General features: G+C 72.8%; 10 protein-coding genes and 1 pseudogene. 5 read left to right on the top strand and 6 right to left on the bottom strand.

Annotated features, from left to right (window positions below):
• Positions 1–325 precede the first annotated feature (325 nt).
• Positions 326–1,888 carry an AMP-binding protein gene (locus ACN263_RS30780; RefSeq protein WP_422737688.1) on the top strand — a complete coding sequence of 521 codons (1,563 nt, stop codon included), beginning with the start codon at positions 326–328 and terminating at the stop codon, positions 1,886–1,888.
• A 7-nt stretch (positions 1,889–1,895) separates the two neighbouring features.
• On the opposite strand, the pseudogene ACN263_RS30775 reads toward ACN263_RS30780, so the two are convergent.
• Together ACN263_RS30775 and ACN263_RS30770 are read right to left on the bottom strand one after the other, a co-directional pair.
• Positions 1,896–2,502: pseudogene (locus ACN263_RS30775) on the bottom strand (response regulator).
• A 29-nt stretch (positions 2,503–2,531) separates the two neighbouring features.
• Positions 2,532–3,677, bottom strand: coding sequence for a sensor histidine kinase (locus ACN263_RS30770; protein WP_422737686.1), 1,146 nt, complete (start codon positions 3,675–3,677; stop codon positions 2,532–2,534).
• 146 nt (positions 3,678–3,823) lie between these two features.
• Between ACN263_RS30770 and ACN263_RS30765 the strand changes: the two genes are divergently transcribed.
• Positions 3,824–4,891: a DUF418 domain-containing protein gene (locus ACN263_RS30765; RefSeq protein WP_422737685.1), complete on the top strand. Its 1,068-nt coding sequence runs from the start codon at positions 3,824–3,826 to the stop codon at positions 4,889–4,891.
• 181 nt (positions 4,892–5,072) lie between these two features.
• Here ACN263_RS30765 and purD read toward each other — a convergent pair whose 3' ends face one another.
• The 3 genes from purD to ACN263_RS30750 all read right to left on the bottom strand — a co-directional run bounded on the left by purD (position 5,073) and on the right by ACN263_RS30750 (position 8,865).
• Positions 5,073–6,323 carry a phosphoribosylamine--glycine ligase gene (gene purD, locus ACN263_RS30760; protein ID WP_422737684.1) on the bottom strand — a complete coding sequence of 417 codons (1,251 nt, stop codon included), beginning with the start codon at positions 6,321–6,323 and terminating at the stop codon, positions 5,073–5,075.
• Positions 6,324–6,471: 148 nt separating this feature from the next.
• Complete coding sequence (locus ACN263_RS30755; RefSeq protein ID WP_422737683.1) at positions 6,472–7,407, bottom strand: type IV toxin-antitoxin system AbiEi family antitoxin domain-containing protein; 936 nt, start codon at positions 7,405–7,407, stop codon at positions 6,472–6,474.
• Between the two features lie 168 nt (positions 7,408–7,575).
• Complete coding sequence (locus ACN263_RS30750; RefSeq protein ID WP_422737682.1) at positions 7,576–8,865, bottom strand: adenylosuccinate synthase; 1,290 nt, start codon at positions 8,863–8,865, stop codon at positions 7,576–7,578.
• 124 nt (positions 8,866–8,989) lie between these two features.
• On the opposite strand from ACN263_RS30750, the gene ACN263_RS30745 reads away from it, so the two are divergent.
• Entirely contained in the window at positions 8,990–10,000 is a 1,011-nt protein-coding gene (locus ACN263_RS30745; RefSeq protein WP_422737681.1) for a hypothetical protein, read from the top strand.
• A 71-nt stretch (positions 10,001–10,071) separates the two neighbouring features.
• Complete coding sequence (locus ACN263_RS30740) at positions 10,072–12,381, top strand: chromosome partitioning protein (RefSeq protein ID WP_422737680.1); 2,310 nt, start codon at positions 10,072–10,074, stop codon at positions 12,379–12,381.
• Positions 12,382–12,426: 45 nt separating this feature from the next.
• Here the strand turns inward: ACN263_RS30740 and ACN263_RS30735 are convergent, their stop codons facing one another.
• Positions 12,427–12,855 (bottom strand): DUF3151 domain-containing protein, encoded by a 429-nt coding sequence (locus ACN263_RS30735; RefSeq protein WP_422737679.1) that lies wholly within the window; start codon positions 12,853–12,855, stop codon positions 12,427–12,429.
• Between the two features lie 248 nt (positions 12,856–13,103).
• Between ACN263_RS30735 and ACN263_RS30730 the strand changes: the two genes are divergently transcribed.
• On the top strand, positions 13,104–14,297 hold the full coding sequence (locus tag ACN263_RS30730; protein WP_422737677.1) for an LOG family protein: 1,194 nt from the start codon (positions 13,104–13,106) through the stop codon (positions 14,295–14,297).
• Positions 14,298–14,340 lie beyond the last annotated feature (43 nt).

The following is a 14,340-nucleotide window of genomic DNA, read 5'->3' as shown; positions in this document are numbered from 1 at the left end:
CACATTTTGCTCCATCGCACGTCTTCGTCCACGAACATACGCGGCCGGTCTGTAAGAACTGTTTATATTCACTGGACGACTCGGCTCGGCATAGAGGTATCTGGGTTCTACATTGTTCATTCGCGGCCAGGTGAAAGTCGACTCGTGGTTACACCACCATGGGGCCTCGCGGTGCCCCCGGGGCCGCGGATTCCACGATCCGTGCCGTCTTCGTCACCTCACGCCGACGCCGACTGGGCCCGCCGCCGCACCGGGTGCATGATCAAGGAAGACGCCCCGAGGAGATGGGGCTGTCCGCGTACCACCCCCCAAGGAGGTCTGCGGCATGGACCTGCCGTTCGTCGTCACCACGCTGACCCGTCGCGGTCTGCTCACCCCGGGCCGCCCGATCCGGGTCGCCTCGCAGCTCAACGCGCTGCGTACCTGGGGATGGAGCCTCGCCGGCGAGCTACGCCAGGCCGCCGCCCGCGACCCCGGCCGCCCTGCGGTCATCGACGAGGACGGCGTTGAGCTGACCTACCAGGTGCTTCTCGACCGGGCCGAACGGATGGCCCGGTCGATGCGGTCCGGGCTCGGCGTTCAGCCCGGCGATCGGATCGGCGTGCTCTGCCGCAACCACCACGGACTGATCGAGACGATCGTCGCGGCGACCCTGCTCGGCGTCGACGCGGTCCTGGTCAACACGGGTCTCTCCGCCGCCCAACTGGCGACCGTCGCCGAGGAGCAGCGACTGCGGCTGTTGGTGCACGACGACGAGTTCGCCGACCGGGTGCTCGGCCTCCCCGCCGAACTGCCCCGTCTCGACGAGCGCGCCCGCGAGGAGTTGGTGGCCGGGGCGCTGCCCGGCGAGCTGCACCCGCCGGAGCGCGACGGCCGGATCATCGTGCTGACCTCGGGCACCACCGGCGCCCCCAAGGGCGCCCGCCGTCCCACCCCCAGCGGCTTCGGGCCGCTCGTGTCCATCATCGACCGCATCCCCCTGCACGCGAAGAACCGGGTGCTGATCGCCGCCCCGATCTTCCACACCTGGGGATTCGCCGCGCTCCAGGTGTGCTTCGCGCTGCGGGCCACCATCGTGCTGCACCGCCGCTTCGACCCGGCCGCCACGCTCGCCGCCCTGGTCGCCCACCGGTGTGACGCCCTCTTCGCCGTACCCGTGATGCTCCAGCGGCTGCTGGAGGTGCCCCCGCCGGACCCGCGTCCGTCGCTCAAGGTCGTCGCGGTCAGCGGGTCGGCCCTGCCCGGCGGGCTCGCCCCGAAGTTCATGGACGCGTACGGGGACGTCCTCTACAACCTGTACGGGTCCACCGAGGTCTCCTGGGCGTCCATCGCCAACCCGGCGGATCTGCGCCAGGCGCCCACCACCGCTGGCCGACCACCGCACGGCACCCGACTGGAACTGCTCGACAACGCCGGCCAGCCGGTGCCGCAGGGGCAGGTCGGGCGGATCTTCGTCGGGAACGAGATGCTCTTCGAGGGATACACCTCGGGTGCCAGCCGGGAGACCCGCGACGGGTTGCTCGACACCGGCGACCTCGGCCGGCTCAACGCCGACGGGCTGCTCTTCGTGGACGGCCGGGCCGATGACATGATCGTCTCCGGCGGCGAGAACGTGTTCCCGTCCGAGGTGGAGGACCTGCTCGCCCAGCTACCGCAGGTACGCGAGGCCGCCGTGATCGGCGTACCCGACCCCGAGTACGGCCAGCGACTCGCCGCGTTCCTCGCCCTGCACCCCGGCGAGACGCTCGACCCCGAGGCGGTCCGCGAGTACGTCCGGCACTACCTGGCCCGCTTCTCCGTACCCCGGGACGTGGTCTACGTGAAGTACCTGCCCCGCAACGCCACCGGCAAGGTGCTCGCCCGGGAACTGCGCCGCTACTACGGCTGACCCGTCCTCACGGGTCTGGGACCAGACCCGCCTCCCGCGCCAGTAACGCCGCCTGGGTGCGGTTGGCGCAGTCCAACTTGACCAGGAGGCGCGACACGTAGCCCTTGACGGTGGCCTCGGACAGGTGCAGGCGACGGGCGATCTGCTGGTTCGACCGCCCGGCCCCCAGGCTCTCCAGCACCTCCACCTCGCGCTCGGTGAGCGACCGGACCAGGTCACGGGCTCGCTGGGTACGCCCGGTCTGGGCGACGAGCCGGTCGGCCGCCGCCGTGGAGAGCACGGTGCCCGGCGGCCGCCACCCGGACCAGGGCGAGCAGGTCCTCGGGCGGCGTCGACTTGAGCAGGAAGCCGGTCGCGCCGGCCCGCAGCGCGCCGGTGACGTAGTCGTCCAGGTCGAACGTGGTGAGGGCCAACACCCGGGGCGGCGCGGGCAACGTCATCATCCGTTCGGTGGCCTTGATCCCGTCGACTCCCGGCATCCGCAGGTCCATCAGCACCACATCGGGCCGTAGCCGCACCGCGGCCTCCACGGCGTCCGCACCGTCGTACGCCTCGCCGACGACCTCCAGGTCCGGCGCGGACCCGAGGATCGTGCCCAGGTGGGCGCAGACCATCCGCTCGTCGTCGACGACGAGCACCCTGATCACGACAGTGCCGCCGTCGACACCCGCACCGGCAGCACCGCGTGGACGGCGAAGCCACCCCGCGCCGTGGGTTCGGCGGTCAACGTCCCGCCGAGCACCTCCACCCGGTGCCGCAACCCGGCCAGGCCGGTGCCACCGCCCGCAGCCGCGAGGACGGTGTCGGGTGAACGGGCCGCCGGGGTGTTCGCCACCGTCGCCGACACGGTGTGCCTGCCGTACTCGATCGACACGGTGGCGGCGGCGCCCGGGGCGTGCTTGTGCACGTTGGTCAGCGACTCCTGGACCAGCCGGAACAACGTGCGCCGTACCGTCGGCGCGACCGCCTTCGGATCGCCCACCTCGGTCAGACGCACCGGCAGACCGACCGCACGGGACTCGTCCACCAAGCGGACCAGTTCGGGCGTGTCGTCCGGACGCGGGTCGACCACCGGGGGCCCGCCCTCACCCCGCAACACCCCGACCAGATCGCGCAGTTCAGTCAACGCCTGACAACCGGTCGCCCGCAGTTCCTCGGCCGCCGCCCGGACCGCCGGATCGACCGTGCTGACCCGCAGAGCGCCCGCCTGCAACACCATCAGATTGATCCGGTGGGTCACCACGTCGTGCATCTCGGCGGCGAGCCGCACCCGTTCGTCGGCGCGGGCCTGGTCGGCCAGCAGCGACCGCTCCCGCTCAGCCCGCTCCGCCCGGTCGGTCAGCTCCGCCAGCAGACTGCGCCGGGCCCGGACGTACATGCCCAGCAGCGCCGCGACGAGGATGACCGCCGGCGCGGTGAACGGATCGTCGATCGACCAGGCGCTCGCCCCCACCAGGAACGCCACCGTCAGCAGCCCGATCACCGTCCACTGTCGCCACCGTCGACCGTGGCCGTACGCCGTGACGGCGTACGGGACGAGGACAGCGGCCCAGGCCGGCGCGAAGAGGCTGATCCCGGCGATGGCCAGCGCGGCGGTGTACGGGCGTTGCCGACGGCTCAGCAGCAGCGCCGCGGCGACCACCTGCGCGACCACGTACGCCCAGGTGGGAGCCGTGAGCAGCTTGGTGTCGGCGGACGGATCCGCCAGTTCCAGACCACCGCCGGCCGCCGTCGCCAGGAGCGCCAGCAGCACGTCCACGGCGACCCGGAGCACCCGGCGTCGGCCCATGGCAGCAGGGTAACCGGGCGCCCGAAGAACGGCCCGCCACGCGGGACCGGACCCGACGAACCCACCACCGGCGTACGACGAAAGGAGGTAGCGGTCCCGACTTTCTCCGCTGCCGACGCTCGGCGGCCCCACGGTGGGATCGATCCATGACCGAATCGGTACGGACGACTGACCGGCCACCGGCACCGACCGACGTGTCCACCGTCGGACCGCGGATCGGCGCGCTGGACGTGCTGCGCGGTTTCGCGCTCTGCGGCATCCTGATCATCAACATCTATCAGCAGGTGGTCTTCCGGGGTGCGGCGGCCGGCAGTTCGTCGCAGCTGCCGGAGGCGGTGCAACTGCTCTTCTACGAGCGGTTCTATCCGATCTTCTCGATCCTGTTCGGTGTCGGCTTCGGCATCTTCCTCCGACGGGCCGCCACCCGGACCGGTCGGCCCCGGGTGGTGCTGGCCCGCCGACTCGTCGTCCTCCTGCTGATCGGTGCCGTGCACTTCGTCGTCCACCCCGGCGAGGCGCTGACCGCGTACGCGGTGGCCGGTCTGCTGGTGCTACTGCCGCTCAGTTACCTCGGCGGACGCACCGCCCTCGTCGTCGCCGTCGTGCTGCTGCTCGTCGGCGCGCAACTCGTCGTCGGCTACGGGCCCATCCCGGGCCTGCTCGCCCTCGGTTACGCGCTGGCCGAACTGGGCGTGCCGGCCGCCCTCGAACGACGCGCCAATCGGGTGGCGGTCGCGTTCGTCGTCTGCGCCGCGCTCGCGGTGACCTGGATCGTGCTGACCGTCCGCGCCGTGGACCTGCCGTTCGTCAACGTCTTCGGTGGACCGGGCGGCGGCGTGAGCCTGTTGTCTCCGCTCGCCGGCATCGCCACCGGCCTCGCGTACTGCTGCGGGCTGTTGCTGCTCCTGCGCACGCCGGCCGGACCGGCGCTGTCCGCGATCCTGTCACCGATGGGACGGATGGCCCTGACGAACTACCTGAGCGCCACCGCGCTGTTCCTGCTCGCCGGACCACCGCTGGGCATCGACAGCACCCGCGACCTGCCCCGCATCGTGGGCCTCACGGTCGGCATCATCATCGTCCAGGCGGTGTGGAGCTCGCTCTGGCTCCGCGCGTTCCGGTACGGCCCGGTCGAGTGGGCCTGGCGGTGCCTGACCTGGTGGCGACGCGCGCCGATCCGGCGGCGGGGCGTGGACTCACCCACCCCGGCCTGACCCGCGCCGACCGGCGGCGTCAACCCGTCGCCCTCGCGCCGACCGGCGGCGTCAACCCGTCGCCCTCGCGCCGACCGGCGGCGTCAACCCGTCGCCCCCGCGCCGACGGCGCTGGGCAGGCCGACGGGTGCCGACCCGGACGGCATCCCGTGGGTGAACCGGCGCCGGAGCGCTCCCGGCGTCAGCCGGGAATCGTGATCCGGCCGTCGATCGCGGCGGCAGCGATGTCGGTGCGGTGCTGCGAGCCGGCCAACTCCACCCCGTCCACCAGCGCGTACGCGGCGTCCCGCGCAGCCGCCAGGTCGGGGCCGGTGGCCGTACCGCAGAGGACCCGGCCGCCGGCGGACAGCAACGCGCCGTCGCCGACCCGGCGGGCGGTGCCCGCGTGGATGATGCCCGGCCGGTCCGCACCGGTGATCACGTCACCGGTACGCGGCGCGGCCGGATAGCCCGCGGAGGCGAGCACCACGGTGACGGCAGCGCCGTCGCGCCAGCGCAGCGGCGGGTGCTCGGCCAGCGTGCCGGTGGCCGCCGCGTGCAGCAGGCCGCCCAGCGGAGTCTCCAGCAGCGCGAGCACCACCTGGGTCTCCGGATCACCGAAACGGGCGTTGAACTCGATCACCCGAGGGCCGGCGGCGGTCATCGCGAGACCGACGTACAGCAGGCCCGCGAACGGCGTGCCCCGGCGGCGCAGCTCGGCCAGCGTCGGGTGGACCACGTCCCGCAGCACGTCGTCGACCAGGCTGGTCGGAGCCCACGGCAGCGGCGCGTACGCGCCCATGCCACCGGTGTTCGGGCCGGCGTCACCGTCGCCGAGCCGCTTGAAGTCCTGTGCCGGCAGCAGCGGCAGGGCCGCCTCGCCGTCGGTCACCACGAACAGGCTGACCTCCGGACCGGCGAGGAACTCCTCGACCACGACCCGGCCACACTCGGCGGCGTGCGCCAGCGCGGCGGACCGGTCGTCGGTCACCACCACACCCTTGCCGGCGGCGAGCCCGTCGTCCTTCACCACGTACGGAGCGCCGAACTCGTCGAGCGCCCGCGCGGTGCTCTCCTCGTCCGTGCAGACGTACGCCCGGGCGGTCGGCACACCGGCGGCGGTCATCACGTCCTTGGCGAACGCCTTGGAACCCTCCAACTGGGCGGCCGCGCCGGACGGGCCGAACACGGCGATGCCCTTGGCGCGTACGGCGTCGGCGACACCGGCGACCAGCGGCGCCTCCGGCCCGATCACCACCAGGTCGGCTGCGGTCTCCACCGCCAGCGCCGCGACGGCGGCCGGATCGGTCGCGGTGACGGCCCGCAACTCGGCGACCTCGGCGATCCCCGGATTACCAGGAGCGGCAATCAACGCGGAGACACCCGGATCACGTACCAACCCCAGGGCGAGCGCATGCTCGCGCCCCCCACCACCCACCAAGAGAACCCGCACAACGCGCCATCCTACTGCCCACCCCTCCCCACCCCACCCGCCGCGCCGCCCCCACCCGCCGCGCACGCCCCCACCCGCCGCGCCGCCCGGCCCGGTGATCAAGAGGTTCGCGTCAAGAAGGGGCGCGGATTTGACGCGCAGCTCTTGATCACCGGCGTCGATCCTGGTTTCTCGTGATCGCCTGGCGGACGGTCCACGGGATGTAGTCGGGGTGGAGGGTGTCTTGCCAGGTGAAACGGAGGATCGTCCAGCCGGCGTTGACCAGGCGATTCTGACGGCGGCGGTCAGCGAAGGCCGCCTCCGGGGTGTCATGGACGCCGCGACCATCGGCTTCCGCCAGCACCCTCCACACTCGCCACCCCAGGTCGCCGATGCCGAGCAGATAGCCGTCGTCGTCGCGTACCTCCAACTGCAAGGCGTCCGGCGGCACCCCACCGTCGACACATCGCAGCCGGGTACGCGTCTCCAGGGGCGACTGTGCGCGGCCATCCGCCTCCGCCAGCCAGGGTCGTGCCGCGACCGCACCCCGTCGTCCCCGGATCAGACGAGGGACCACCGCGAGTTCGTCCGGCGTGACGAGGCCCTGGTACAGCGCCGAGTCGAGGACGGAGATCGCCGAATACCGATCAGCACGCAGAATGACGTCCGAAATCGTGCGGAGGGGAGTGGTCGCGCGAACACCCGCGACCGTCGCGATCTCGCCGGTACCGGTGGTCACCTGATGTACGGCCAGCCAGGGTGCCAGCGCGCGCTGCGGGCGGGGACTGTCGACCGGCACCGATACGTGTACCTGTGCGGTCCGGCGCAGCCCGGCGATGCCGTGCAGTTCGAGCGCCGTGTCGAGGACTGCGAAGGCGCCTGACCCGAGGCTCGCGAGCGCTGCTCGGATGCGCGCGCGCCGCAGCGTCGAATCGGATGACTCCGCCTCTGGTACGTAGCACCCACGGAGAAGCCCCTGCCACCTGCCGGACCGACACAACTGTCGGACCTGGTCCTTCGTCAGTCCGGCGCGCAGGGCCTGGGCCAGGGTGACGATGCCGTCCTGCCTGGCCGCTACCTCACGAAGCACCTGGTGTGGTCCCACCCCCACACCCTGCCCACCGCCAACCCCGCGCCGAAGCCCCTGTGGATAACCCCAAACCTCCTGTGGATAACCACATGACCTATCTCCAGTTGATCAAGAGGTTGGCGTCAAATTCACGCCGGATCCTGACGCGAACCTCTTGATCACCGGGACTAATGGGGGCCGGGGTTAGGGGAGGAGGGGGTGTTGGAGGACGTTTTCGTCTCGGCCTGGGCCTACGCCGATGACGCTCACCCTCGTGTTGCAGAGCTCCTCGATACGGGCGATGTAGCGGCGGGCGTTCTCCGGGAGGTCTTCCGGGGTGCGGGCCTTGGTGATGTCCTCCCACCACCCGTCCAGCTCCTCGTACACCGGGGTGGCGTGGTGGAAGTCCGTCTGGGTCATCGGCATGTCGTCGACCCGCTTGCCGTTGATCTCGTAGCCGACGCAGATCGGCACCTTCGGCAGGCCGGTGAGGACGTCCAGCTTGGTGATGACCAGGTCGGTGACGCCGTTCAGGCGGCAGGCGTACCGGGCCACCACCGCGTCGAACCAGCCGCACCGGCGCTCCCGGCCGGTGGTGGTGCCGTACTCCGCGCCGATCTTGCGCAGGTGCGCGCCGTTGGCGTCGAACAGTTCGGTCGGGAACGGCCCGGAGCCGACCCGGGTGGTGTACGCCTTGCTCACCGCGATCACCTGGTTGATCGCGGTGGGCGGGATGCCGGCACCCACGCAGGCGCCACCGGCGGTCGGGTTGGACGAGGTCACGAAGGGGTACGTGCCGTGGTCCATGTCGAGCATGGTGGCCTGGGCGCCTTCCAGCAGCACCGTCTCGCCCCGGTCCAGCGCGTCCCAGAGCATGGCCCGGGTCTCGGCGATGTACGGCTTGAGCCGCTCCGCGTACTCCAGGTACTCCTCGACGGTGGCCTCGAGGTCGATCGCCTTGCGGTTGTAGACCTTGAACAGCATCTGGTTCTTCTCGCGCAGCGCGAGTTCCAGCTTCTTGCGCAGGATGCCCGGGTCGAGCAGGTCCTGGAGTCGAATGCCCATCCGGGCGACCTTGTCGCCGTACGCCGGGCCGATGCCCCGGCCGGTGGTGCCGATCCGGGACGAGCCGAGGTACCGCTCGACCACCCGGTCCAGTGCCCGGTGGTGCGGCATGATGAGGTGCGCGTCGCCGGAGATCCGCAGCCGGGACACGTCCACCCCGCGCTCGGCGAGACCGTCGATCTCGGCGAGCAGCACCTTCGGGTCGACGACCACGCCGTTGCCGATGACGATCATCGCGCTCGGCGAGAGCGCCCCGGAGGGCATCAGGTGCAGCGCGTACTTCTGGCCGTCCGGGGTGATGACCGTGTGCCCGGCGTTGTTGCCGCCGGAGTAGCGCACGACGTAGTCGACCCGCTCACCCAGCAGGTCGGTAACCTTGCCCTTGCCCTCGTCGCCCCACTGAGCGCCGATGAGCACGATCGCTGGCATCTTTTCCGCCTCCAGAAGGCTCGGGTGCCAGGTGGCGACCGGTTGGCGAGCCCGGGGTGTCAGGTTAACAAGTAGTGACGGCGCGACCGGCAGGGGTCGCGTCGAGAGGCAGGAGGCTCCTTCGGTGTACGACGTGGTGCTGCTCACCCTCGCGTCGGAGCGGGACGCTCCCGGCGCGTGTGGCAGCGGCGGAGCCTGCTGCGGCGGCGCGACCGAGAACGATGGCAGCTCGACCACCACCGAGGGTGATCACTGCGTCACCGACCAACCTCGGGTGCCCGTGCTGGCCTGCGCCGACGCGCTGACCGCCCGGGGGGCGCGGGTGCAGACGGTCACCGCCCGCTCGGACGCGGAGATCGACGCCGTACTCGCCCAGCTCGACGGCCCGGCCCGTCCGGACGGCCTGGTCTGGCCGGACACGGACGGCAAGACCCGGCTGGTCGTCGCCACCGCCAGCGACGGTCAGTTGCGCGCCGTGCTGCGCCGGCTGGTCCGGCGGTACGCGCCAGCGCCGAGTCGCCGTCCGGCGGACCTGCCCGACAACCGGACCCTGCCCTACCTGCCGCCGGTGGCCGTACTGCCGCTCGACCCGGCGCGCGGCGGCGCCCAGCGGGACCTGGCCGCGCAGCTCGGGTTGCCCCGCGACCCGGCGACGGTGGCCGCCGCGGTGCTGGACGGCACGCCCCGCCGGCTGGACCTGCTGCGCAACGACGGCGGCTCGGTGACCCTGGACGGCGCTCTGCTCGGGGCCGCCGACGACGCGGGGCGTCCGCTGCACTGGCGGGCCCGGGTGGAGGTCGACGACACCGTCCTCACCAACGGTGACGAACCGTTGCTGGCCTGCGCGGTCGGGAACGCCGGCGGGTACGCGTCGCTCGACGACGTGACGTTGCTGGCCGCGCCGGACCCGGCGGACGGCCAGGTCGAGGTCGCGGTGGCGGTCCCGGTGGTCGTCCGGTCGGCGTTCGGTCGCAAGCGGGTACGCCTCGAAGTGCGGCGGGCTCGCGGACGGGCGGTGTCGGTGCTGCCCCGCGAGGGAAAGGTGCCCTACCTCGACGACGGTGTCGAGGGTGAGCTGACCCGCAAGCGCTCGTGGTGGGTCGAACCGGGTGCCTGGGCGGTCTGGGTGGTCTGACCCTGGTTGCGCCGACCGGCCCTGGTCGGCCGGTGGGCCTATCCTCGCAGGAGGACTGGGGAGGAACCGTAATGGACAAGAACGCCGACCGGGCTCAGGTGCCCGGCCAGCAGCCGGTGCCGGAGCGGGACATCGAACCACTGTGGCCGCCGGATCCGGCCGAGCAGGGCGCGGGGGAGGTGGTACCGCCGTGGGCGGCGGTCGCCGAGCGGCGGGTCACCCCGTCGCAGTCCTCGCCTCCGACCGTGTCGCCGCCGGTCGCCGCACCGCCGATCAGCGCCCCGTCGGTCGGCCGTCCGCCGGTTCCCGGGCAGCCGGGCGCCGCGGCTCTGCCGCCGCCGTCTCCGTCGGACTATCCGTCGCTGACCGGGGCGGTGCCGCCGCCGACCGGCTGGGGTCCCAACGCCCCGGGCGGGCCGGGCTCGGGTTGGGCACCGGCACAGCCGAGCTGGCCTCCGGCCGAACCACCGGCCACGTCACCCGCGCCGCCGGCTCCTGCCGCGCCGCCGGTACCGCCGACACCACCGCTGCCCCCGGCGGTGGGCGGGCTCGTCGGGTCCCACACTGCGCCCTCCGCCGCCGCGCCGAACCCGGCAGCCACCGTCGCGTCGTCCGGCGGCGCGAACGGAGCAACCGGCACCGGCTCGCCCGGGCCGGCCGGCACCGCACCGGCAGCAGCCGGCACCACCCCCGGAGCGGCTACCACCCCGCCCGGAACGGCCGGTGCAACGCCCGGAACAGCCGGTGCGACGCCCGGAGCCGGCGTCACGCCCGGGACGGGGTCGGCGCAGGAGTCTGGCGCGGGCCCGATCCCCGGCACGGCCGGCGGCGTCGACCTGGACCTGCCGTTCTCCCTGGACCGTCCGCCGGTGGTAGCGGCCGAGGGAGCGGCCAGCGCACGCCCCGGCACGGCCGGGCCAGCCGGAGCGGACGCCGACACGGTGGGCCCGACCGCAGTAGACCCGGCCACAGCAGGGTCGGCGGCGGAACCGGAGTCGCCGGGTGGCGGGGAGACCACGCCTGCCGTCGGGGCGGCTCGACCGACTGCCGAGTCACCCTGGGCGCATCCGCCGCAGCGACCGGCCAACCCGGCCCCGTCGAACGAGCAGCAGGCCAGCATCCCGCCGCCACCGATTCCCGCCCCGCCCGTTCCACCGACGCCCGCCGTCGACAACGGCGGTGCGGCGGGGCAGCCGTACGCCGGGCAGATCTACGGCGGCCAGCCGACGATCCCTGGTCAGGCTGGTCCGGCACCGGTGGAGCAGCCGCAGGACGCCGTACCGACCCCGCCACCGGGGCCGTTCCCGCCGTCGCCGGGCTGGTACCCGCCGCCCTGGCAGCAGGGCTCGGCCGCGGTCCCACCGGCGCCGCCGCAGCAGTACCAGGAGACCGATCCGGTGGCGCGGGTGCCGGCCACGGGTTACCCGGACGCCACCTGGACGCCGGAGACCACGGCCGCGCCGACGGCCGAGGACTTCGCCCGCCGCCGGCAGGTCCGGCCCGCCGAACCGGTGGCCACCATGGGCGTACGGGCGGTGGTCAACAAGATGGGCCTGCTCCGGCTCTCGCCGGGGCGACACGAGCAGGAGCTCAAGCGCGACATCGAGATGGTGCGCCGCAACTTCGGTGGGCTGCGGCAGGTGACCGTGGTCAACCCGAAGGGTGGCGCCGGCAAGACGGTGGCCATCCTGCTGCTCGCCATGACGTTCGGTCAGAAGCGCGGTGGCTACGTGCTGGCCTGGGACAACAACGAGACCCAGGGCACCCTCGGGATGCGCGCCCAGCAGGACTTCCACGCCCGTACGGTGCGCGACATGCTGCGTGACCTCGGGCAGTTCCAGGGGGCGCACGGGCGGGTCGGCGACCTGTCGCAGTACGTGCGTTCGCAGGGCGAGGGCATGTTCGACGTACTCGCCTCGGACGAGTCGGCCACCGGCGGCGAGATGCTGACCGCCGCCGCGTTCGCCGAGATCCGCGAGGTGGTCAGCAGGTTCTACAAGTTGATTTTCGTGGACACCGGCAACAACGTCCGGGCGCAGAACTGGCAGGCGTCGATGGACGCCACCGACCAACTCGTGGTCACCATGTCCGCCCGGAACGACTCGGCGGAGACCGCCGCCCGGATGCTCGACCACCTGGAGCAGAGCGGCCGGCAGCGGCTGGTCCGGCAGGCGGTCACCGTGGTGTCGATGCCGCCGTCCCGCAAGGAGATCGACCTGCCGGCGATCCAGGAGCACTTCGCGGCCCGGACCCGGGCGGTGCTGCTGGCACCGTACGAGCGGCTCATCGACAGCGGCGAGCCGATCCGGTACGGCGGTCTCTCCTCGGCCACCCGGGACGCCTGGCTGAAGATCGCCGCAGCGGTCGCCGAAGGGCTCTGAGCAGCCGACGGCCGGCCCGGCGTCGGGCCGGCCGTCGGAGCGCGATCAGTTGCTGGCCAGCGCGTCCGCGGCTTCCGGGTCGCAGTCGCGCAGGAACTGGGCGCAGCGGGCCGCCTCGTCGGCCTCGCCGATCTCGTCGGCGGCCCGGGAGAGCACGTACAGGCAGCGCAGGAAGCCCTGGTTGGGCTCGTGCGACCACGGCACGGGCCCGTGGCCCTTCCAGCCGTTGCGGCGGAGCTGGTCCAGGCCACGGTGGTAACCGGTACGCGCGTACGCGTACCCCGTCACCACCTGACCGGCCGCGAACGCCCGGGCCGCGAGCGCTCCCCAGGCTGCGCTGAAGGTCGGGAAGCGGGCCGCGACCTCGGTGTACGCCTCGTCGGTGCCGGCCTCCTGGGCGGCGGCCAGGGCGGCGTCGGCCTCGTCGTTCGCGGGCAGGAGGGTGGCCGGTGGCTCCGGCAAAAGGTTCTGCATCGCCCCATTCAACCCGCTGGACAGGGCGACATGCGAGCGGGTCGGCCCGCGCGTTCCGCTGAACGGCTGAGGAGTTCATCACGCCTGCGGCCTATGCCGCCGCCAGGTGTTTTCCATTACAACTAATGGTCCGGAGCCTCCCCAGGACCCGGTTACGCAGGAGCCCGGTGGCCACGACCACCGGGCTCCTGTCGCGTCCAGGGCCGCCCGGGGTGTGGCCGGCGTCGCCGAAGGGGCAATATGGCCCGGTGCCGACCCCACCACCCACCGACGTCATCGAACCGCACCTGCACGCCGACGAGATCCAGACCCGGGGCGAGTTCGACCGGCAACTGGTCACCGGCCGACTGACCGGGCTGACCGTGCAGGGGCTCCGCCTCGACCTCGCCCCGGTGCCCGACCTGACCGATGTCGAGGTCACCGGCACCCTCTTCGTCGGCTGCCGGTTCGCCTCCCGGGAGGTCGGCGCCGACCTCGTCCGGCGGGGCGCGAACGTGGTGCCACCGTTCTCCGGGCTGCCGTACCCGACCCAGCCGGCACACCTCTACACCCCGGACGACCTCGCCGCCGGGTTCGCCGAGGGCGGGTTCGCCGGGATGTACGACACCCGGGTGTACGAGCACTACCGCGCGCACGGCGGCGCGCTGCCGGACGTGAAGGAGGCGCTCGGCCAGCGATTGCACGACCACGGCGTGGACAACGCGCTGGGCGACGCCACCCGGGCCTGGCTGGCCGCGCACGGGCCACAGTCGGTGGTGGGCATCATGGGCGGGCACGCGGTGCGACGCGGCAGTCCCGCGTACCGGATGGCCGCCGTGCTGGGGTGGGAGCTGGCGCGGGCCGACCGGCTGGTGGTGACCGGCGGCGGTCCCGGGGTGATGGAGGCGGCGAACCTCGGCGCGTACCTGGCGGACCGGCCGGCGGCGGACCTGACCGCCGCGATCGACCTGCTGGCCACCGCGCCCGACTTCACCGACCACCACCGGTACACGGCGGTGGCGTTGACGGTCCGGCAGCGGTACGGGGTCGTGCCGCGCCAGCGCACCGGCGACACCGGGTGGGCGCGGGCCGGTGGTCTGGCCATCCCGACCTGGCTGTACGGGCACGAGCCGGCGAACCTGTTCGCGGGACGGATCGCGAAGTACTTCTCGAACGCGATCCGGGAGGACACCATCCTGCGCCTCGCCCGGGGCGGCATCGTGTTCGCGCCCGGGCGGGCGGGCACGGTGCAGGAGGTGTTCCAGGCGGCCACCAAGACCTACTACGGCACCGACGGGGCCAGCGGCGCGTACGTCTTCCTTGACCGCTCCTACTGGACCCGGGAGCTGCCGGTGGAGGCGTTGCTGCGTCCGCTGCTGGCCGCCTCGCCGTTCGGTGACCTGTCGTCGACGATCCACCTCACCGACGACGTGCGCGAGGCCGTCCGCCTGCTGACGACGTGAACGGCGACGGCCGGCCCCCGCCTGGGGAGCCGGCCGTCGACGG

Origin of the sequence: Micromonospora sp. WMMD729, assembly GCF_049315225.1 — a bacterium.
In the GTDB taxonomy this organism is placed as follows: Bacteria; Actinomycetota; Actinomycetes; order Mycobacteriales; family Micromonosporaceae; genus Micromonospora.
The sequence above is the reverse complement of the archived record's forward strand: the minus strand, read 5'-3'. Positions and strand labels throughout refer to the sequence as shown.

Bases quoted from the DNA above. Each gene is read 5' to 3' on its own strand.
- ACN263_RS30750 (WP_422737682.1), bottom strand. From the start codon at position 8,865: ATGCCAGCGATCGTGCTCATCGGCGCTCAGTGGGGCGACGAGGGCAAG.
- ACN263_RS30780 (WP_422737688.1), top strand. From the start codon at position 326: ATGGACCTGCCGTTCGTCGTCACCACGCTGACCCGTCGCGGTCTGCTC.
- ACN263_RS30770 (WP_422737686.1), bottom strand. From the start codon at position 3,677: ATGGGCCGACGCCGGGTGCTCCGGGTCGCCGTGGACGTGCTGCTGGCG.
- ACN263_RS30765 (WP_422737685.1), top strand. From the start codon at position 3,824: ATGACCGAATCGGTACGGACGACTGACCGGCCACCGGCACCGACCGAC.
- ACN263_RS30735 (WP_422737679.1), bottom strand. From the start codon at position 12,855: ATGCAGAACCTTTTGCCGGAGCCACCGGCCACCCTCCTGCCCGCGAAC.
- ACN263_RS30740 (WP_422737680.1), top strand. From the start codon at position 10,072: ATGGACAAGAACGCCGACCGGGCTCAGGTGCCCGGCCAGCAGCCGGTG.